The organism is Pantoea sp. 1B4, assembly GCF_016925765.1.
Taxonomy (GTDB): domain Bacteria; phylum Pseudomonadota; class Gammaproteobacteria; order Enterobacterales; family Enterobacteriaceae; genus Pantoea; species Pantoea agglomerans.
Genome location: NZ_JAEUWZ010000001.1, coordinates 988344 through 1007725, shown reverse-complemented (window position 1 = coordinate 1007725; position 19382 = coordinate 988344). Strand labels below are relative to the sequence as shown.

Sequence of the window (19382 nt, the reverse complement as noted above, 5' to 3'; positions counted from 1 at the left end):
CCCTGGGGATCAGTTCAGGGCGCTGTTCAGCACCAGCGCGGTAATTACCCCGGTTGCGGCAGCAATCAGCACATAGTTGCCGTCGATGTTTGCCCAGTGATAACCGCGCGGCGGTTCACGCAGACCACGTTCATGCCAGTCGGCTACGCGGTAATGGTCGCCGCGGTACGCCTGCGGGACAGGATGCCCGCGACGGAAGTCGTGTCCCTGCCAGGCGAAATGGTCGCGGTCATTACGTGCCTCTCTGCCCCGACCGTTGTTGTCCTGATCCGGGCGATGATTGACGCTGTCATGACGGTTGTTGCCACGCTCCTGATTCTGGTCAGAACCGCGATTGTCAGCACGATGGTCACCGTTCTGATGCGGCACAGGCTTGCGGTGCGCGTCATCACGATCGTCTGCCCGTGAGGCCTGAGAAAAGAGTGTGCTGCATGTTAAAAGTGAAGCGATAAGCGTTAATGTTGTTTTTTTCATGATACTGCCTCCGAAAATAACGGCTGTTCAGGCACCGTTGATCGGCATCATGGCAATAATTGTGGCGGGAGACATCTGTAAAAGTCTTAAAATCCGGTAACTTACACACTATTACGCTTGCTTAGCGCTTTCTTAACACAGGACATGCGATGACAACGTTGCTGACGCAATCCAGAGGTTAAACGGGCAACCTGCGCTGTCTGAAAATCACGCTCTGGTTGACGGATGATGGCCGATGAAAAGTCAGAATGCTGAAACGCACCCTGACATTTTTGCGGTTATGGCGTGCTGAGGATCACTGGCGCATCCGGTAACCCGGTAAAGTGCGTCACGATGTGGTGGTAATCAGCCGTCGGGTCCAGATCGCGGAACACTTCCGGATAGAGATCTTTTGCCAGAATTTCCATGCCGATAATGTTGTAAGGGTGATTATAAAAATGGTGATAAACGCCATACACCCGTTTCTGTTTCACCGGTTCGATCTGCTCCAGACCGGTGCGGCTCTGCAGGCGGTTAAAGGTGGCGGTCACGTCGGTCTGACTGGCACCGTAACCAAACGGCAGCACGTTACTGTTCGGGCGTTTAGAGCCGGTCATGATATAGACGTCCGGCTTCATGGCGATAATCTTCTCCAGCGACACAAATCCTGAGCTGCCGGGCAGCAGTGCAGAACCGATATTCTTGCCACCGACCGCTTCCACCAGCGCGCCCCAGCCGTTATGACCGTGGGTAAAGCAGCAGTTGTCGCTGTTACCGGCAATCGGTTCAATAAACACGGTTGGCTTGTGCGGCACCTGCGCAATCTTCTGCTGAAGCATCTGCCAGCGCTGCTGGTAAAAATCGGCGTAAGCTTTCGCCTCGGCTTCGCGATTCAGAACGGTGCCCAGCACTTTCACGCTCTTCAGGGTGTTCTCTTTCGGATGAAGTTCAACATCAAGGAACAGCACCGGGATATGGAGATTTTTCAGGGTGGCGAGCACGCCTGACTGCGTCAGGGCCGGTTTGGCGCGCAGCTGCGCAATCATCAGATCGGGCTGCTTCGCCAGCACGCTCTCCAGATTGACCTGCCCCTGATCGTTAAAGCCCATATCAACAATCGATGCCGCCTGCGGCCAGCGCTGCTTCAGCAGGTCCCAGGTCTGGGTATCCTGCTTTTTCGGCAGGTTGTTCCAGGCAACGACACGCTGAAACGGGTTCTGGCGATCCAGTAATGCCAGCGCCATCACGTCACGCCCATCCTGTAAAATCACATGCTGCGGCTCTTTTTGCAGCGTGATTTTCTGACCATCCATATCGGTCACCGTGACCGGATAGGTGGTAGCCGCACAGGCGGTTGACAGTAAAAGTGTGGTGGCAGCAACTATCCCGATTTTCATTTTTCTCCTGTCCTTTTAGGGAATAATAATTATTCGCGTTAACTCTACCATGCTGATAAGTACCAAATGTAACTATTGCTAACCAGATGCGTCTGAGAGGCGGCATTAACAACGCGGCAGCGGGCTTAAATCAGGGAGCGATATCGCTGAATACGTGGAGGTGCACGGAGAGAATGGCGAAGGGCGGGCAGAATGGCAGGCGCATCCCAGGGGGGATTGAGATGCGCCTGTTGCGCTAAGTGTTACTTCACCAGCGAATAGAAGATTGCGGAGATGGCAATCAGTCCGATCAGCACCACAAACAGATTGCTGATGTGACCGCTGTACTTCCGCATCGCGGGTACCTTCTGGATAGCGTACATCGGCATCAGGAACAGAATCATCGCAATGACCGGCCCGCCAAGCGTCTCAATCATGCCGAGAATATTGGGATCCAGCGTTGCCACCAGCCAGGTCGTCAGCAGCATAAAGAGTCCGGTCAGGCGATTCAGTCTGGCGGGCGCGATGGTTTTGCCGCGACTGCGCAGCGCCTTATTAACCATGCCGTTAAATCCTTCGCGCGCACCAAGATAGTGACCGAGAAACGATTTCGTGATCGCCACAATGGCAATCAGCGGTCCCAGCCAGGCGATCATCGGCACCTTAAAATGGTTCGCCAGATAGGAAAGAATGGTGATGTTCTGCGCCTTGGCGGCGTGTAAATCTTCAGGCGACAGGCTCAGCACGCAGCTGAAGACAAAGAACATCACCGTCACCACCATCATCAGGTGCGAGCAGGCCAGAATGCGCGAACACTTTTTCTCTGCGGCATCGCCATACTCTTCCCGCTTTGCCAGCGCGAATGAGGAGATAATCGGCGAGTGATTAAAGGAGAAGACCATCACCGGAATCGCCAGCCACAGCGTCATCCACAGGCTGCTGCCCGCGGGCTGAACGTTCAGGGTCGAAAGCACAGCGCCGTGCCAGTGCGGGATCAGATAGCAGGCCATCAGCATCAGCACCGCCACAAAGGGATAAACCAGCACGCTCATCGCTTTGACAATCATCTTCTCGCCGAAACGCACAATGGTCATCAGTCCGACAATCAGCAGCAGCGACAGCAGCACACGCGGTGGCGGCACCAGGCCGAGCTGATTCACCATCAGGCTCTCAACCGTGTTGGTGATCGCTACGCTGTACATCAGCAGAATCGGGTAGATAGCGAAGAAATAGAGCAGCGTAATCAGCTTGCCCGCACCAACGCCAAAATGCTCCTCGACCACCTCGGTGATATCCCCGGCCGGATTTTTACCGGAGAGAACGAATCGGGTCAGGGCGCGGTGCGCAAAAAAGGTCAGCGGAAACGCCAGTATCGCCATGATGATCAGCGGGATTAGCCCGCCGACGCCAGCATTGATAGGCAGGAACAGCACACCCGCCCCAATCGCCGTGCCGTATAAACCCAGCATCCACATGGTGTCGGTTTTACGCCATCCCGTATCGACGTCACTCTCAAGCGCGCCCAGCGTGCCAGTTTGCGTGGTTTTCATCAGATCTTCCGTTTTAAAAGCCGCCAGTAACCTGAGCCGTCAGGCAGGCAAATGTCCGCCCCACTCTGCGCCTCAGCTGCAACCGGATCAGTCAACGTGATGCTGACCCGCCCGTGCATAGGTAATCGATTGCGTGCGCCACTTTTTTACACTACCTGACGATTAAAGTTCAAGCCGTGCAGATAAACACGCATGGATTGCTGAAAAAACCGTCAGGTTGTGCAAAGTGACTGCGCGGCGATCATGCCATCTTTGTGGCGGTTTTACCGCCCCTAAAAAGGTGATCCCTGTAACGGTTCAGCGCAACGGGCTACGCTTAAACAGATTCTGTCGCGATCACGCCGACAGGTGCACTGGAGAAGAGAATGAAAATTGCCTGCCTCGGATGGGGATCGTTAATCTGGAAAGCTGGCGCACTGCCGGTGGCCAGTCAGTGGCATCATGATGGTCCTGAGCTACCGATTGAGTTTGTGCGCATCGCTGACGGCGGCGAGCTGTCGACCGCGATCTGCCTTAACGCCAGCCCGGTGCCGGTGTACTGGGCCTGGCTGAATACCGCCTCACTTGAGAGCGCCTGCCGCGCATTGCGCCTCCGTGAAGCCATTCCGGACAGCCGTATCGATGGCATCGGGATGATGACGGTGACAGCGACCTCAGCGGGACCACTGGCAGAGTGGGCTAAGACCAAAGGCATAGAAGGTCTGATCTGGACCGGTCTGCCTGCCCGCATGGCGGGTGTCGAAGGCCAGATCCCGACGCTGGACGACGCGCGGCACTATCTGCAGCAACTCACCGGTGAAACGCGTGAGCATGCCTGGCACTACATCGAACAGGTTCCGGCACAAATCGACACGGTTTATCGTCGTGCGTTTGCCGACCTCGCTCTCTGGCAACCCGAAACCCGAGCCGTAACGGTCGCCACAACGCAGGTTCAGCCGCCCTGTCAGCCCGGCTGAAACTGACCAGTCTGCTGCACCGCTCTGCTTACTCCTTAAAGGATTACTACACTTCAGGCAGGTTTCGATTTCAGGTTTCCTGAGTCTTTCCCGTGCGTGGCCACGCCTTCTGGTCTGGCCGCCGTCCCCTAATCATCAGGAGATGAACAGATGAAAGCATTAACTTATCACGGCCCCCATAAAGTCAGCGTCGATAACGTTCCCGATCCCGGTCTGGAAGCCGCAGATGACATTATTCTGCGTGTGACCGCCACCGCTATTTGCGGTTCAGACCTGCACCTTTACCGCGGCAAAATCCCCGGTACCGGGCACGGAGATATCTTTGGTCATGAGTTTATGGGCGAAGTGGTTGAGACAGGCAGCGCAGTGACCGCCGTGGCCAAAGGCGATCGGGTGGTGATCCCGTTTGTTATCGCCTGTGGCGACTGTTTTTTCTGCCTGATGAGCCAGTATGCTGCCTGTGAAAATACCAACAGCGGACGGGGTGCCATCCTGAACCGGAAAAACATCACGCCGCCCGCAGCCCTGTTTGGTTTCAGCAAACTCTATGGCGGTGTGCCTGGTGGACAGGCGGAATATGTCCGGGTGCCGAAAGCCAATACCGGCCCGTTTAAAGTGCCGTCGGTACTGTCGGATGAGAAAGTGCTGTTCCTGTCAGACATTCTGCCCACCGCGTGGCAGGCGGTGAAAAACGCCGAGGTGAAACCTGGCTCCAGCCTGGCGATTTTCGGTGCCGGACCGGTTGGCCTGCTCAGTGCCGCCTGCGCCCGACAGCAGGGTGCCGAACAGATCTACATGATCGACCACAACAATTACCGCTTAAACTTTGCCCGCGAGCGCTACGGTGTTATCCCGATTAACTTCGATGAGATCGATGACCCGGCCGGCTGGATTATCGAACACAGCACCGGCAATCGCGGTGTGGATGCGGTAATTGATGCAGTAGGATTCGAGGCAAAAGGCAGCATGACCGAAACCGTGCTCACCAATCTCAAACTGGAAGGCAGCAGCGGTAAAGCGTTACGTCAGTGTATTGCCGCAGTAAGGCGTGGCGGTATCGTCAGCGTGCCGGGCGTTTACGCCGGATTCATTCACGGCTTCCTGTTTGGTGACGCCTTTGACAAAGGGCTGACCTTTAAGATGGGACAGACCCACGTACACGCTTATCTGCCCGACCTGCTGAAGCTGATCGAACAGGGTCATCTGACGCCGGAAGAGATTGTGACCCACCATCTGCCGCTGGAAGATGCTGCGCGTGGCTACGATATTTTCGCCAAACGCGAAGAGGAGTGCCGCAAGGTGATTCTGGTGCCTGGCATGGCAGCGACACAGGCCACAATATAATTTCACATCGGGTCTGAAACGCTTAACCCCTGGCTCCCCGGCTGTTCTCCGCCGGGGATCTCATCTCAGAACGGCTTGCGTTGCAGGCTGCTTCGCCACTCCCGCCTCTCCAGCAGATGTTCATCCGGCGAATCCGCCGTATCAACCTGACTGCTCTGCTCCAGCCATCGCGCACTGCGTGAATGGGGATGACTTTCGCTGATCACCTGTTGTGAAAACGCGCCAAACGATAACAGCAAAAACAGTAATGCACTGGCCAGCCTCACTTTCATACGCACACCTCTTTGGTAACGGTGCCGCTATGCTGCCCGAAGGGTTTTCATTTTCTGTCAGTAACAGGCAAAGTTATGTGGTAAGCGGAGACAAGGCACAACCGGTTTAACTGCTGTTTAGCCCGATTTGCTGATCTCGTTAATGCAACCGACGCACGGTCAGTGCCGCGGACCAGCGCTGTCGCTGACAGCGCGGGCAGACAGCCTGCTGCTCAGCCTCAATGATCTGCGTCTGGCCGCAATGGGTGCAGGCATAGAGCGCGCTGACCGGCACAGTGCTGTAATCCTGCCGGTGCTCAGGGGGGCAGTACGCTTAACCCGGCGCGCATCTCATCGTCATCGTAGAAATAGAGGCTGAGCTGACCATCGACCTCCACCAGCGCCAGCCGGATCTGCCCCAGATGCTCCACACCACTCTGCCGTAACTCCATATAAAACTCATCTTCGGAAATATTCAGACGATCCAGACTCTCCAGCACATACAATCCCTCTTTAATCAGGGTAATCACGTCGCCCTGAATAAGCCGTGAAAAGCGCGGGCTGTGCGCCGTCAGCCAGGTCGTGAAGCGGTAGAGCGCCAGCAGGACTACAAACACCATAATGACCGGCAGCACCGGCACATCATCGTAAAATGTCACATCACCGGACGCGGAACCCAGCGTCAGGATCACCACCAGCTCGAACAGCGACAGCTGGCGCACGCCGCGTCGTCCTGAGACTTTCAGAAAGGTGAACACCACCAGATAAGCGATCATGACCCGTACCACCACCTCAAACAAAAAGGTGGCCGGTTGATCGTTAAGTAAGAAACGATGCCAGTCGAATGAGAACATAGTCTGTAAAACATCCTGTTTTAGGGGGCGCGCATCGTCGCATCACCCGTTGATGACCCGCAGATTCAGGCCAGTGATAAGTAAATCTTGTCGCCAGCCCGCCAAAAGGCAAGCGAAGCTGTAACGCGAAAGTGGGCGAGTCTGACCTCTCTGCATGTTGAGGAAAAGGTTAACAAAGCTGAAAATGGCGCTGACACTATTCACGCTACGCTTATCGGGCCGTTCGCAAAACCGCATGCTAAAACCTCCTGTTTCTGGCTGGATAATTTTTACCGCTGCGCTTTTTTCTTTTACTTCAATAAATTGCGAACCAAACCTTACTGCCTATACTTTCCAGTAAGGCTTCCGTAAATCCTTTCAACATCCAGAGAAGCCAGCCTTTTTCTGCCGATAGCGTCACTGGCCTATACCTGCTATCTCACTCGTCCACACCGCGACAGGCCCTGATGCCTGCAACTCAGTGTCTGTGGCTTATGGCATGGATCGCCCGTCCGTTCAGAGTGGTCAGATCGATCAGTCTGCAATGCATACCCTGACGCCCTGACCCGTTTCACGACGGCTCGTCAGCGGGAAGCGTGTTGCTTTTTTTCGGGAGATGCCATGACGCCCTTTTCCAGTTTCTGGCAGGCCGGCTACGAAGGTGCCGATCATATCAATCCTGCCGGCCTTGCGCTGTCGATGAACGATCTTAACCAGCATCAGGCGCGTGCAGCAGAAGATTATGCCGCGCTGGCCCCCTTTTCCATTCGCACAGTGCGCGAAAGCGTCGGCTGGCGGTTATGTGAGCACGATGGCCGCTATGACTTCTCGACGGTCGCGGCCCGGATGCAGGCCGCAGAGCAGCAGGGCATTCAGCTGAGCTGGACAATCTGCCACTACGGCTGGCCCGCTGGCGTCAGCCTGTTTGACCACGACTTTGTCAGCCGTTTCGCCGCCTTCTGTGGCGCACTGGCCCGCTTCCTGGCCCCCTGGTATCAGCAGGCGCCGGTCTACTCTCCGATGAATGAGATCTCCTTTGTCAGCTGGGGTATCTCGGTAGGGCTGTTCACCTGTGAGGCGATCCCTGAAGCGGATCGGGCGGATGCCGCCAAGCAGCAGCTGGTGCGCGCTACGCTGGCAGCCTGTGATGCCATCTGGCTGGCCGATCCGCGAGCCCGTCTGCTGCACTGTGATCCACTGATCCATATCGTGCCCGATCCCGCCGATCCGGCCAGCGACGTACTGGCACGTGAGATGTGTGACACCCAGTATCAGGCATGGGACATGCTGAGCGGCAGGCGCAACCCGGAACTGGGCGGCGCCCCACGCTATCTCGATCTGATTGGCGTGAATTACTACCACGACAATCAGTGGGAGCAGGGATCAAACCGGCGGCTTTACTGGCATCTGGGCGACAGCCGACGCCTGCCGCTGCATCGGATGCTGCAGCAGGTCTGGCAGCGTTATCAGCGGCCACAGCTGCTGGCGGAAACCAGCCACGTCGGCAGCGGACGCGGAAGCTGGATCCTTGAGATCGCCGCGCAGGTTGCGCAGGCGCAACTGGCAGGCGTTGAGCTGCACGGCATCTGCCTCTATCCGATCCTCGATCGTCCCTTATGGGAGGAGACGACTTTCTGGACCCGCAGCGGTTTGTGGGATCTCGATCTGCTGGGGGCCGATCCCTATGCCCGCCAGCTACAGCAGCCTTATGCCGACGCATTACGTCAGGCGCAGCGCTTTTTGCAGCACATCCACTCCTCAAAACACCCCTGTCAGGAGCACCCTATGAAACCACCTGTTCTCATTGTTTTCAGCCATTTACGCTGGGGATTTGTTTTTCAGCGTCCGCAGCAGCTACTGACACGACTGGCACAGCACTATCGCGTGCTGTTTGTCGAAGAGCCGGTCTGGCAGGCGGGGCCACAGGGCCTGCATCAGAGCTCGCCTGCCGCTAACATCACGGTGATCCAGCCGCATACCGACAGCGACGCGCCTGGTTTCCACGACAGCCAGATCGCCCCGCTGCTGCTGCTGCTGACGCCGCTGCTGGAGGAAGATGAACAGCCGCTGATCTGGTTCTATACGCCGATGGCGCTGCCGTTGCTGACCCCTTTTGATCCGTCACTGGTGATTTACGACTGCATGGATGAGCTTTCCGCTTTTCAGAATGCACCGCGCCAGCTGCAGCAGCGCGAATCCGCGCTGATGACCCGTGCCGATCTGGTCTTTACCGGCGGCACCAGCCTCTATGAAGCGAAGCGTGACAAACATCCTCAGGTTTACTGCTTTCCCAGCAGCGTTGATGCTATTCATTTTGAGCAGGCGCGCGATCGCAGCAATCGTCATCCGATGCAGGATGCGATTCCGGCACAGCGTCTTGGCTATTACGGCGTGCTGGATGAGCGCATAGACCTGCCGCTGATTGCGGCGCTGGCGGACAGCCACCCCGAGTGGCAGATTATTATGGTGGGGCCGGTGGTAAAAATTGATCCCGCCAGCCTGCCGCAGCGCGACAATATTCACTGGCTCGGACAGCAGCCCTATCAGGCGCTGCCGCAGTTTCTGGCAGGCTGGGATGTCTGTCTGATGCCGTTTGCCATCAATGCCTCGACGCGCTACATCTCACCGACTAAGGTGCTGGAGTATATGGCGGCGCAGCTGCCGATTGTCAGTACCGCGATTATTGACGTAGCGCGGCATTACGCAGAGGAAGTCGCGGTGGCAGAGAGCCACGCGGAATTTATTGCCGCCTGTGAACAGGCAATGGCGATTGGTGCCGCAGAACGGCTGGCGCTGGCGGGACGGATGCAGGCAAAGGTCGATGCCACCTCATGGGATCGCACCGCTGAACAGATTCATGGACTGATCCAGCAGGCGCTGACGCAGCGTCAGCCCGCACTAAGGTCGGCCAGCCAGGGCAGCGCGCAGGCGAATATCACGCCGTTAACCCCATTGATGCTGGAGAGTGAAGCCGTGCCCTGCCTGATTATCGGAGCCGGGCCAACCGGGCTGAGCGCCGGTTATCACTATGGCGAAGGCGCAGTGTTGCTGGAGAAAAATGCCACGCCTGGCGGCTGGTGCCGCTCGATTGACGATCAGGGTTTTACCTTCGACTATGCCGGTCACATTATGTTCTCGCAGGACCCGTACGTCTTGCAGCTGTATGAGATGTTGCTGGGCGACAACCTGCACTGGCAGGCGCGTGAAGCCTGGGTCTACAGCGATGGCGTTTATACCCGCTATCCCTTCCAGTCCGCGCTGCACGGCTTGCCGGTCGAGGTGGTAAAAGAGTGCGTGCTGGGCGCTATCGAGGCGCGTTATGGCGAAACGGCCGCCGCCGCGGTGCCACTGGATCGGGCGCGGGCACGGCGGGACTGCTGCGCAGATGGCGCGATCCCCGATGAGGGCAGCAGCACAGGCGTGGTGGAAGGCGAAGAGGATTTCCAGCACTTCATTATGCGCACCTGGGGCAAAGGCATCGCGCGTCACTTTGCCCTGCCCTACAACCAGAAACTGTGGAAGGTGCCGCTGACCGACATGGAAACTTCATGGCTGGGCGGACGCGTACCGCTGCCCGATCTGGCGCAGATCATTGATGGCGCACTGCAACCGCTGGCGAAACCGGTTGGCCCCAACGCCCGTTTCGGCTATCCGCTGCGCGGTGGCTTCCAGGCGCTGATGTCCGGCTTTTTGCCGCACCTGAAATGTACGCTGGAAACGGACGCCACCCTGACCCGCCTCTACCCGCAGGCGCACGTCGCGCTGCTGGCGGATGGCCGCCACTACCGTTATGAACAATTGATCAGCACCATGCCGCTGCCGGAGCTGATTAAACTGATGGGCGATGAAGTGCCGGATAGTGTGCAACGGGCGGCGCAGCAGTTGCAGTTTGTCTCGGTGCGCTGCGTTAATCTGGGGATTGGCCGCGCTGACCTGACCGAAAAGCACTGGATTTACTATCCTGGTGATACGCTGTTTCACCGCATCTTTGTGCAGGGCAATGCGAGTCCGCACTGCAACCCGCCGGGCGGTTTCGGCTTAACCTGCGAAATTACCTATAACGCGGCCAATCCGCTGCCGCTAGCGGGGGATGCGCTGATTGAGCGCTGCCGTCAGGATTGCATCAGAGTTGGCATGATCACCGCGGACGATCCGCTGCTCTGTGCCTCAGAGGTCGATATGCCCTACGCCTACGTGGTCTATGACCATGCGCGCAGCGCTAACGTGGCGCTGATCCGCCAGTGGCTGCTGACCCAGGACATTCATCTGTCAGGCCGCTACAGCGAGTGGGAATATTACAACTCGGATCACGCCTTCCTTGCCGGTAAACGCGCCGCCGAAAATGTCCGGCTGCAGCATGTCAGCGAACGGACGCTCGGCTGACCCGGCGCAGTCGCTACGAAAGCCGCTGGCTGCACTTCGCGGCTTTCAGCGACTGCAACTGCGTCAGTCGCCGCTCCGCCTTCTGGCTGGCATTGTATTTCGCAATGCCATTGCCCAGCCCGAAATCCCCGACAAAGCCCAGCACGGTCAGTGCATCGAACTGGCCGGTCTGCTCAATATCACTCTGCACGCTGTGCGCTTTCACCAGCTCCTGATCCAGCGCGCTGCAATTCAGCATCGCCGTCTCTTCCGGGGTGACCGCGGATGCCTGCGGATACTGCTTGGTGGCGCAGCCGCTTAATACCAGCGTCAGCAGCACGATTAAAACGCTCTGTTTACTCATTTTTCATTGCCTGTTTTTTATCCAGTTAATACTGTTATCGGCAGCATCCCCCCGGGATCATGAGTCTCTGACCTACCAATAATGGTCGAAACCGCTACGCTAATGTAGGATTCAGCGCGCTGCTGTCAGTTGCAGCGTGTTACCTATAGGAAGTCACGCAGCGAACGCACATTGCCCGTTCATCACTTCTGCCAGACCTTTCAAAGAGTTAGCCAGCATGATGCTGTCATCAGCAGCGTTTAAAAAGCAAACCCTGACCGATAATCAGTGATCGAGGCAGCCGCATAAGCAAAGCCAGACACAGAAAATTCGCGCGTCGGGTTTATCAGAGTTGTTCGAGATGAGGTTTTTCCATGCGTTTTAAAGGATTGAACATCGGGTTTTTCATTTTGATTCTGGCTATCGCCACCCTCGGTTTTTTCGAGGTGCTTTCGCCCTATTTCTCGCCGATTTTATGGGCGGCGATTCTGGCGGTGATTTTCCATCCGCTGAAAACGTATCTGCGGGTCCGAATGGGCGAACGCAATGGCCTGGCCGCGTTGATTACCCTGCTCTGTATCTGCCTGATTGTGTTCACGCCGCTGGCTATTATCGCCTCATCGCTGGTGGTCGAAACCAACGCGGTCTATCACAAACTGCAGACCAATTCGGCGCAGTTCCCGGCGGTCTTCGCCGATCTGTTGCAGCATCTGCCGCGCTGGGCAAAACATTATCTGGCTGAAAACAACCTGGATAACGCCGAACAGATTCAGCAGAAGCTCTCCTCGTTTGCCCTTAAGGGCGGTCAGTATGTGGCAGGCAGCGCCTTTATCATCGGTAAAGGGACGTTCAACTTCACCGTCGACTTTGGCGTGATGCTTTATCTGCTGTTCTTCCTGCTGAAAGATGGCTCCTATCTGGTGCATCTGATCCTGGAAGCGCTGCCGCTCTCAACCTACGTGAAGCATCACCTGATGGTGAAGTTTGCGGCCGTGGCGCGCGCGACGGTGAAAGGCACGGTGGTGGTCGGTATTGTTCAGGGTATTCTCGGTGGGCTGGCATTCTGGTTTACCGGTATAGACGGCAGCCTGCTGTGGGGCGCGCTGATGGCCTTCCTCTCCCTTATTCCGGCAGTCGGTTCCGCCATTATCTGGGTGCCTGCGGCGATCTTCTTCTTCGCCACCGGTGCACTGTGGAAAGGGCTGTTCCTGGTGGGCTTCTTCGTAGTGATCGTCGGACTGGTGGATAACATCCTGCGTCCGCTGCTGGTCGGCAAAGACACCAAAATGCCTGACTATCTGATTCTGATCGCCACGCTGGGCGGCATGGAAATCTACGGCATCAACGGTTTTGTTATCGGTCCGGTGATTGCCGCTCTGTTTATCGCCTGCTGGAACCTGCTCTCCGGACGCGATAACCGCGAAAACATCGAAGCCATCGACGAAGAGTTTATCGAAGAAGGTAAGAAACAGTCCGATACCGCGGCAGAGGCTGCGGCTGAAGCGGCGGCGGCCTCCGCCGATGCGGCTGCAGAGACGGAAAGGAAAGTCGCGGCGTTAGCCGCCTCGGAGAAAGAAACAGCGGAAAAGAAAGCCTAATCCGCGTCAGGCAAACCCAGGTTAGTATCGCAGTGAGAGCGAGGCCTGCTCAGGAAACACGGTCAGATCGGAAAGGCGCAAAACCCGCCATCCATGGCATGCTCGGCCCGCGCCATCCCTGGCGCGGGACGCTTTCCTCTTCTGACCGTGTTCCCTGCGCGTTGAGCTTATGCGTTGCTGCCAGGGGCATTACGCGTCGGCTTTATCACCCATAAAAAAAACCCACCTTTCGGTGGGTTCTTTTTTTTAACCTGAGAACAGCCGCGAATTAGTTAGTCGCTTTGTTTTTCAGATCTTCAGCACCCTGCTTGGTTTTATCCCAGCCTTTCTCAGTGCCTTCTTTGGTTTTGTGCCAGCCTTTCTGCGTACCTTCGGTGATTTTACTGCCGGTGGTATCGCTTTTGCCTTCAGCGGCGTGCTCAGACTTCAGCTTCAGCTCTTTGCCTTCGTTCTGGGTCTGATGCAGTTTTTCCTTCGCGGTATCGGCGCCTTTATGCGCTTCCGCAACGGTGTTGTCTGTGGTGGTAGCAGCAAATACCGGCGAGGCCAGCAAAATAGCAGACAGTGCAATAATTGATTTCTTCATAATTCCCTCTGTATGAATCGTTGCCGTGTAGGTTTTAATCCTGGCATAGTGTTCCCAGGAAAGATTTAAGAATAAACCAGGAATGAAAAAGGGCCAGTTTTCACCAGAAAAAGCCGCCGGTTGTAGCTTTTTCGTCCATTACCAAAGTGCGAGTTGCGGATCGTCGTCCGGTTTCGGCTGGCTTCGGCTAACGCGAGCAGGCGGTGCAGGCTGCTGCATCTGATGAGTGATCCACTGCAGTAACACCGTCACTATATAGGTCTGCTGCTCCGCGCTCAGCGGCTGGTGCTGTCCGATATTGTGCCACTTACTCAGACAGCCACGACAGCAGGTTGCGGTGGCGTGCTGAGCGATAAACACCGGGTGGCCGCGCATCGGCGTCTGCTTGCCATCATTTTCAGGCTGCGCAGGCGCCAGCCGCTGTGCCACAAACTCAGCGGCGTGCTGGCGCAATACCGGCTCGCCTTTGCTGCTCGCATAATCATATTCCGCGCGTCCCAGACGAAAGCGCTGGCGGAACGGCGAGCGTGACAGCCGGGTAAAAAAGATCGTCAGAAACCTTCATGCTGATTGCCAGTCACTCATATTTACGTCCCGCCAGATAGCGTACGCCCTGCGACCCGAACGCCTCACGATGGAGTTCATTGGGCTGCAGATGAAATGTCTCACCGGGATGATAGGTGGTATCGCCTTGTTCGGTACTGATGGTGATGTCACCACTCAGAATCAGTGCCAGTGCTTCAAAGGGATGTACATGATTATCAAGCTGGGCGGCGGCTGCACGCTCAATCAACAGAGGCTCGTCAAAACCCTGTTCGGCTAACAATTTTCTGAATTCGTGTTCTGTCATCGCAACTCCTCAGTGTGGATCTGACCCTTAGCAGTGTAGACGATCTTTATCGCCGCTTATGGCACTCAACAGGTTACGTAAAGTAGCGCAAGCAGGGTTGTTCACCGGTCAGGCCAGTGCTGTACTTGCCGTCTCGTTACAGCCATTTTGACATCGGGATAACGCAAAAGTATGTCTCAACAGGAGAAAACTGCCCTGCTGCTGATTAATCAGCGCTCGCGCAAAGGACGCGCCGAGGCCAGCCGCGCACAGTCGCTGCTGGCTCAGGCCGGGTTCACCCTGCTGCAACCGGCCGGAGATGATACCCGCAGCTACAGCGAATTAATCGCGGCGTATGCCCATCGCGTTGATGCGGTGATCGTCGGCGGTGGCGACGGCACGCTTAATGCGGCCGCGCCAGGACTGATGCAGACCGGCCTGCCGCTGGGCATTTTACCGCTGGGCACCGCCAACGATTTTGCCCGCACGCTGGGCATTCCTGCCAGCCTGGAGTCCGCGATAAAGATTATCGCTGACGGGCAGCTGCGCGCAGTGGACCTGGGTGAAGTGAATCAGCACCTGTTTCTGAACGTCTCCAGCATCGGCTTTTCAGTGGAACTGGCGCGCAACCTCACGGCGGAATCGAAAAAACGCTGGGGAGTGGGCGGTTATGCCCTGGCGGCTTTGCGGGTGCTGCGGCAGAGCCGTCCCTTCAGCGCTACGCTGGTGCATCAGGGCCATCGGACGCCGATCAAAACGGTTCAGGTGTCGGTGGGCAATGGACGCTTTTATGGGGGGCGGCATGACAGTGGAACAGCGTGCCGCACCGGACGATGGGTTACTGGATGTCTATAGTCTGGAGCTGCAGCATAGCTGGCAGCTCATTGCGCTGCTGCCCTTTCTGCGGCGCGGCACTCACGGTCGCTGGCGTAACGTGCGGGCATTCAGCGCCACGGAGCTGACGATTGAGACGCGCCGTCCCCATTACATCAATGCAGATGGTGAGATTATCGGTCAGACACCCGCGCATTTTCGCCTGATCGCCAGTGCACTGCGGGTTTATGCACCGGGCGACAGCGCAGCAAAATAGCCCGACGGTGGGCGCGGTACCGATCGCGGTGAGAAACTAGTGCTGGGTGCTCTTTTTTTCAGCGTAGTCGATGTGTTCGGAAAGATTGGCGACCAGCTTTTTCGCCATTTCGAGGGTCAGACCCAGAAACAGGGTCTCCTGCGGGCCCTTTTCACGCGGGGCATCGGGATCGATATAACCGAATTTCACTACCAGTGCCTGATGGGTATTCAGGGGACCAATATGCCAGCCGGTAACCGGGTAGAAGGTAAATCGCGTAAATTCATTCATTTAATCCTGACTGTAAAAGCATAACGCTGATTGATAGTCAGGCCAGCTCTGATGATAAAGCATGAGTGGAATACTCAGTCTGAACGAAATCGACAGGATTACAAGGGAAGCGGCATAACAAGCGCAGCGTGACGCAATGAGGATCTGTAATGCATTCAGGGCCTGCTGCAGCAAGGGGATGAGGATATTTCAGGTGTGTGTAACCTGCGCGGCTCCGGCACGGGCGCTCTCCTGTCAGGCCAGGGCGAACGCCCCTCAGGACTCTTTATCGGCTCGGGGAATAATCGAGATATGCCCGTTAACCTCCAGCACCGCATATTTAATCTGATCAAATCGCTCCAGACCCTGCCCGGAGCGCGCCGCTTCCAGCACATCATCAGGACTGATGCCGGTCATCTTCATGCGGTCAGTCAGCAGATTACCATTCTCGACCAGGATCACCGGGCCACCATCGATCACCTGCTCCACCACCGGAAAGCGACTTTTCAATTTGCCCAGCACAATATCAATCGCTACCAGCGTGATAATAGTCAGCGCCGCGCCGGTAACAGAAAAATCGTCGCCCAGCAGCGCCTGCTGAGTTGCTTCACTGATGATCAACAGCAGAATCAGATCGAAAGAGGTCATCTGCAACAGAGTGCGTCTGCCGGCAATTTTGAACACGACCATCAGCACCAGGTAGATCGCTGCGGCACGTAATACCGTTTCCATAAAGCGCCTCTGTCAGGGATAAATCCATTGGGTAAAACGGGCCGGAGCATGGCCGTCACCGTGAATAGTGACGTGAATGCGGCCCGCATTGCGCGGCTGCAGGCCAAGCCAGATCGCGTGATCCGGTCCGGTGTTGCGGGCCGAAAAGGTCAGCCGCAGATCGCTGCCAATCGTCACCGCCTCCAGCGGTTGAGGCTGCAGCGTCTGGATTTGCAGGTTATCCAGGGCGCCACCGCCAATCGTAACGGTAAAGCGATCGGCTACTGGTGCGTTGTAGCGAATGCGCATATCCATATTGCTCTCAACCCGGCCAAACCGTTCATACTCCACCTGGATGGTCCCGTCCGGCGAGCGGGCGCTGCCGTTACTCAGCACGCCTTTGGAAAAGAGTCCGCACGCACCCAGAATCACCAGCGCAATCAGGACGTATTCACCGATACGCTGAATCAGCCATTCACGGCGTACCCAGCGGAGGTTTTCCTGAATCGGTACTGCCTGACCGCTGCTATCCTCTTTTTTCACCGTGACCTCACACACTGTTGGCTCAGGAACAAAAACTGCACGCTGCGTTAAGCATAGCCAGACAGTATCGGTTCACTATCTGGCGGGTCGTGACCTTTTCACCGGGACAATCTGGCACCGCATCCTGCCGTTTACAGCCAGCCGGAGCGACGCAGTTTGGCCCACAGCCCGCCGCAGGCCAGCAGGGTCAGCCCCACCGCCAGCGGATAGCCATACAGCGACTTCAGCTCCGGCATATGCTCGAAGTTCATGCCATACATACTGAAGACCACGGTCGGGATCACCAGGATCGCACCCCAGCCTGCCAGCTTTTTCACCACTTCATTCTGCTGCACCGTCACCAGCGCCAGATTGACCTGCATGGCGCTGGTCAGCATTTCGCGCATATCTTCCGCGTCGGTGACGACATGGCGGGCGTGATCCTGCACGTCACGGATGTAGGCGCGCAGCGGACGCGGGATCAGATCTTCATGCAGGTGGATCAGCTGATTGCAGATCTCCTCCACGGGCAGCGCCGCATTGCGCAGTTTCAGCAGATGACGCCGCACGGTGTAGACCGACTGCACCGACTTGCGGTCAAATTCACTGGTGAAGAGATCGTTCTCCATCTGTCCGACCCGTTCATTCAGCGAGGTAGAGAGCTCGGCATAGCGATCAACAATAAAATCGAGCAGGCAGTAGAGCGGATAAGCGGGACCAAACTTCAGCAGCGCCGGGTTTTCAGCCGCCCGCTGCCGCACCGGGGTGTAGCTTTCAGAGGCACCGTGACGGATGCTGATCAGGAAGTTTTTTCCGACAAAAAGATGCGTTTCGCCCAGTTCGCAGCTGTCATCCTTAGCGCACACCGTTTTCACCACGATAAACAGCGATTCGCCATAATGTTCAATTTTAGGTCGCTGATGGGCATTGAGTGCATCCTCAACCGCCAGTTCATGAAGGCCGAACTCCTCTTTAATCTTCGCCATAAACTCAGCGTCTGGCTGCCACAACCCGAGCCAGATAAACGCCTCAGGCTCTTTGATCACTTCACTGATATCATCGACTTCGACCTCTTCGCCCGCGCATCCCGGACGATACACCCTGCTGCTTACGATCATCTTCTGCTTTCCCGTTGTGACAATACATGCAGCTTAGCCAATCCCGCGCCTGTAACCGGATAAAAACCGTAAGGATTTGCTGCGACGCTGTTCGATCAGCGGCTTACCACTTCAGCCCTAATCCGGTGGAGAAAATGCCTTCGTTCAGGGTATCGGGTATGCCGCTGACCAGATTACGGTGATAGCCAACGTGCAGCGTTGACCACGAAGTCAGGCTGTAGCGCAGCCCGACTTCAGCATCCAGCATAAATACGCCGTCATCATCCAGCGAATGGCCAACATCGCCATTGCTGTAAAGCGTGACCGATTTGCCCAGCAGATAGCGCTGATAGTTCCAGCGCAGCGAGCCGCCAAAGTGCCGCTCTTCCCGGTCATCGCTGTAGCCATACTCAAAGGCACCACCCAGCACCGAGAGTGAGAACGCGCTCAGTTCGGTATCCCACAACTGATAACCCGGACCGGTGCCGATTAGCGCCTGACGTGACAGATTCTCCACCCAGTCGCGCTTGTAGGTGGCGCGGGTCTGCCAGAAGAACTGCTCCCTGACCAGATAGTCGAAGGCGTAGCGCAGGCTGTAGTTATCGGTATTGATGTTCTCGTTTTCCTGCTCGCGATTGTAGGTCGCACCGATATCGTGACGCCATTTTCCCTGATTCAGTTTCGTGTTGAGCGCGAAGCTGTAGTCGTCAGTTTTGGTCGAGGCTTTTTTTGACCTTCACGCCTGCATCAATGTTGCCGGTCCAGGCAAGCTGATCGCTGCGGACTTTGGCTTTCATAAACTCATCAATGCGCCGCAGCGAAACCTGCTGCTCCTGCTCGTTGCGTTCCACCCAGACATAGCCGGGATCGGATGAGGAGAGCCGCACCTGATAATGTTCGCCGGTCTTTTTGTTTTCGACATTCACCGGATTCTCGCTGGCGAGCGTACTGACCGCACTCCAGTCCAGCGTGACGGTACCGGCGTAGTGTGTCTCTATCCCCAGCTTGCCGTCGCTGAGATAACGAATCGTGCCGGTCAGCCGATCGCCATTATTCAGCCAGACGGTATCAGCAGTGGCCTGCTGTGCCCATCCGGCGCAGCAACTGATGACCAGCAGCGGGATAAACGAGGTGGCGCAACGCATAGCTTTCCCTGTTAAGGCGTCGTCTTGCACGGGCGACGCGTCACCGCAAATTCTGACCTGACAATTAAGCCGATTCTGCGACGATAT

General features: G+C 56.6%; 19 protein-coding genes and 2 pseudogenes. 5 read left to right on the top strand and 16 right to left on the bottom strand.

The features are described 5' to 3' along the window. Positions 1–9 precede the first annotated feature (9 nt). The 3 genes from JNO11_RS04890 to JNO11_RS04880 all read right to left on the bottom strand — a co-directional run bounded on the left by JNO11_RS04890 (position 10) and on the right by JNO11_RS04880 (position 3379). The gene (locus JNO11_RS04890; protein ID WP_010671265.1) at positions 10–474 is read right to left on the bottom strand and encodes an RcnB family protein; all 465 of its coding nucleotides are present in this window, start codon (positions 472–474) and stop codon (positions 10–12) included. Between the two features lie 278 nt (positions 475–752). Next, a complete protein-coding gene (locus JNO11_RS04885) occupies positions 753–1850 on the bottom strand; it encodes an ABC transporter substrate-binding protein (RefSeq protein ID WP_033756865.1) in 1098 nt (365 codons plus the stop codon). A gap of 242 nt (positions 1851–2092) precedes the next feature. After that, complete coding sequence (locus tag JNO11_RS04880; RefSeq protein WP_010671264.1) at positions 2093–3379, bottom strand: HAAAP family serine/threonine permease; 1287 nt, start codon at positions 3377–3379, stop codon at positions 2093–2095. A 365-nt stretch (positions 3380–3744) separates the two neighbouring features. On the opposite strand from JNO11_RS04880, the gene JNO11_RS04875 reads away from it, so the two are divergent. Beyond that, complete coding sequence (locus JNO11_RS04875; RefSeq protein WP_163640627.1) at positions 3745–4335, top strand: hypothetical protein; 591 nt, start codon at positions 3745–3747, stop codon at positions 4333–4335. 150 nt (positions 4336–4485) lie between these two features. Beyond that, the gene (locus JNO11_RS04870) at positions 4486–5679 is read left to right on the top strand and encodes a zinc-dependent alcohol dehydrogenase (RefSeq protein ID WP_045140685.1); all 1194 of its coding nucleotides are present in this window, start codon (positions 4486–4488) and stop codon (positions 5677–5679) included. 65 nt (positions 5680–5744) lie between these two features. Here JNO11_RS04870 and JNO11_RS04865 read toward each other — a convergent pair whose 3' ends face one another. From JNO11_RS04865 to JNO11_RS04855, 3 genes are all read right to left on the bottom strand, one after another. Continuing rightward, positions 5745–5951 carry a hypothetical protein gene (locus tag JNO11_RS04865; protein ID WP_122889111.1) on the bottom strand — a complete coding sequence of 69 codons (207 nt, stop codon included), beginning with the start codon at positions 5949–5951 and terminating at the stop codon, positions 5745–5747. 139 nt (positions 5952–6090) lie between these two features. Then, positions 6091–6225 carry a hypothetical protein gene (locus JNO11_RS04860; RefSeq protein ID WP_325177027.1) on the bottom strand — a complete coding sequence of 45 codons (135 nt, stop codon included), beginning with the start codon at positions 6223–6225 and terminating at the stop codon, positions 6091–6093. A gap of 22 nt (positions 6226–6247) precedes the next feature. After that, entirely contained in the window at positions 6248–6784 is a 537-nt protein-coding gene (locus tag JNO11_RS04855; RefSeq protein ID WP_325177026.1) for a YetF domain-containing protein, read from the bottom strand. 600 nt (positions 6785–7384) lie between these two features. Between JNO11_RS04855 and JNO11_RS04850 the strand changes: the two genes are divergently transcribed. Next, the gene (locus JNO11_RS04850; protein ID WP_325177025.1) at positions 7385–11146 is read left to right on the top strand and encodes an NAD(P)-binding protein; all 3762 of its coding nucleotides are present in this window, start codon (positions 7385–7387) and stop codon (positions 11144–11146) included. A gap of 13 nt (positions 11147–11159) precedes the next feature. On the opposite strand, the gene JNO11_RS04845 is transcribed toward JNO11_RS04850, so the two are convergent. Next, on the bottom strand, positions 11160–11489 hold the full coding sequence (locus JNO11_RS04845) for a hypothetical protein (protein WP_010259013.1): 330 nt from the start codon (positions 11487–11489) through the stop codon (positions 11160–11162). A gap of 353 nt (positions 11490–11842) precedes the next feature. Between JNO11_RS04845 and JNO11_RS04840 the strand changes: the two genes are divergently transcribed. Further along, complete coding sequence (locus tag JNO11_RS04840) at positions 11843–13066, top strand: AI-2E family transporter (RefSeq protein WP_325177024.1); 1224 nt, start codon at positions 11843–11845, stop codon at positions 13064–13066. A 268-nt stretch (positions 13067–13334) separates the two neighbouring features. Here JNO11_RS04840 and JNO11_RS04835 read toward each other — a convergent pair whose 3' ends face one another. The 3 genes and pseudogenes from JNO11_RS04835 to JNO11_RS04825 all read right to left on the bottom strand — a co-directional run bounded on the left by JNO11_RS04835 (position 13335) and on the right by JNO11_RS04825 (position 14502). After that, positions 13335–13652 carry a hypothetical protein gene (locus tag JNO11_RS04835; protein WP_010259015.1) on the bottom strand — a complete coding sequence of 106 codons (318 nt, stop codon included), beginning with the start codon at positions 13650–13652 and terminating at the stop codon, positions 13335–13337. Between the two features lie 138 nt (positions 13653–13790). Then, positions 13791–14217 (bottom strand): annotated as a pseudogene (locus JNO11_RS04830) (DUF4186 domain-containing protein). A 12-nt stretch (positions 14218–14229) separates the two neighbouring features. After that, positions 14230–14502, bottom strand: a complete 273-nt coding sequence (locus JNO11_RS04825) for an AraC family ligand binding domain-containing protein (protein ID WP_010259018.1) — start codon at positions 14500–14502, stop codon at positions 14230–14232. A gap of 171 nt (positions 14503–14673) precedes the next feature. Here JNO11_RS04825 and JNO11_RS04820 point away from each other — a divergent pair. Beyond that, positions 14674–15571, top strand: a pseudogene (locus JNO11_RS04820) (lipid kinase). A 36-nt stretch (positions 15572–15607) separates the two neighbouring features. On the opposite strand, the gene JNO11_RS04815 reads toward JNO11_RS04820, so the two are convergent. From JNO11_RS04815 to JNO11_RS04790, 6 genes are all read right to left on the bottom strand, one after another. Next, entirely contained in the window at positions 15608–15841 is a 234-nt protein-coding gene (locus tag JNO11_RS04815) for a hypothetical protein (protein WP_033779612.1), read from the bottom strand. A gap of 255 nt (positions 15842–16096) precedes the next feature. After that, positions 16097–16552, bottom strand: a complete 456-nt coding sequence (locus JNO11_RS04810; RefSeq protein ID WP_010671255.1) for a YetF domain-containing protein — start codon at positions 16550–16552, stop codon at positions 16097–16099. Between the two features lie 12 nt (positions 16553–16564). Next, positions 16565–17089, bottom strand: coding sequence for a hypothetical protein (locus JNO11_RS04805; RefSeq protein WP_325177023.1), 525 nt, complete (start codon positions 17087–17089; stop codon positions 16565–16567). Positions 17090–17205: 116 nt separating this feature from the next. Next, a complete protein-coding gene (locus tag JNO11_RS04800) occupies positions 17206–18171 on the bottom strand; it encodes a magnesium and cobalt transport protein CorA (RefSeq protein WP_010259025.1) in 966 nt (321 codons plus the stop codon). A 103-nt stretch (positions 18172–18274) separates the two neighbouring features. Beyond that, positions 18275–18829 (bottom strand): DUF481 domain-containing protein, encoded by a 555-nt coding sequence (locus JNO11_RS04795; protein ID WP_325177644.1) that lies wholly within the window; start codon positions 18827–18829, stop codon positions 18275–18277. Positions 18830–18857: 28 nt separating this feature from the next. Then, positions 18858–19295, bottom strand: a complete 438-nt coding sequence (locus JNO11_RS04790) for a hypothetical protein (protein WP_325177022.1) — start codon at positions 19293–19295, stop codon at positions 18858–18860. Positions 19296–19382 lie beyond the last annotated feature (87 nt).

Excerpts from the sequence above, each read along its gene's own strand:
- JNO11_RS04810 (WP_010671255.1), bottom strand. The coding sequence starts at position 16,552 with ATGGAAACGGTATTACGTGCCGCAGCGATCTACCTGGTGCTGATGGTC.
- JNO11_RS04815 (WP_033779612.1), bottom strand. The coding sequence starts at position 15,841 with ATGAATGAATTTACGCGATTTACCTTCTACCCGGTTACCGGCTGGCAT.
- JNO11_RS04890 (WP_010671265.1), bottom strand. The coding sequence starts at position 474 with ATGAAAAAAACAACATTAACGCTTATCGCTTCACTTTTAACATGCAGC.
- JNO11_RS04800 (WP_010259025.1), bottom strand. The coding sequence starts at position 18,171 with ATGATCGTAAGCAGCAGGGTGTATCGTCCGGGATGCGCGGGCGAAGAG.
- JNO11_RS04845 (WP_010259013.1), bottom strand. The coding sequence starts at position 11,489 with ATGAGTAAACAGAGCGTTTTAATCGTGCTGCTGACGCTGGTATTAAGC.
- JNO11_RS04880 (WP_010671264.1), bottom strand. The coding sequence starts at position 3,379 with ATGAAAACCACGCAAACTGGCACGCTGGGCGCGCTTGAGAGTGACGTC.
- JNO11_RS04825 (WP_010259018.1), bottom strand. The coding sequence starts at position 14,502 with ATGACAGAACACGAATTCAGAAAATTGTTAGCCGAACAGGGTTTTGAC.
- JNO11_RS04790 (WP_325177022.1), bottom strand. The coding sequence starts at position 19,295 with ATGCGTTGCGCCACCTCGTTTATCCCGCTGCTGGTCATCAGTTGCTGC.
- JNO11_RS04835 (WP_010259015.1), bottom strand. The coding sequence starts at position 13,652 with ATGAAGAAATCAATTATTGCACTGTCTGCTATTTTGCTGGCCTCGCCG.
- JNO11_RS04875 (WP_163640627.1), top strand. The coding sequence starts at position 3,745 with ATGAAAATTGCCTGCCTCGGATGGGGATCGTTAATCTGGAAAGCTGGC.
- JNO11_RS04865 (WP_122889111.1), bottom strand. The coding sequence starts at position 5,951 with ATGAAAGTGAGGCTGGCCAGTGCATTACTGTTTTTGCTGTTATCGTTT.
- JNO11_RS04840 (WP_325177024.1), top strand. The coding sequence starts at position 11,843 with ATGCGTTTTAAAGGATTGAACATCGGGTTTTTCATTTTGATTCTGGCT.
- JNO11_RS04885 (WP_033756865.1), bottom strand. The coding sequence starts at position 1,850 with ATGAAAATCGGGATAGTTGCTGCCACCACACTTTTACTGTCAACCGCC.
- JNO11_RS04870 (WP_045140685.1), top strand. The coding sequence starts at position 4,486 with ATGAAAGCATTAACTTATCACGGCCCCCATAAAGTCAGCGTCGATAAC.
- JNO11_RS04850 (WP_325177025.1), top strand. The coding sequence starts at position 7,385 with ATGACGCCCTTTTCCAGTTTCTGGCAGGCCGGCTACGAAGGTGCCGAT.
- JNO11_RS04855 (WP_325177026.1), bottom strand. The coding sequence starts at position 6,784 with ATGTTCTCATTCGACTGGCATCGTTTCTTACTTAACGATCAACCGGCC.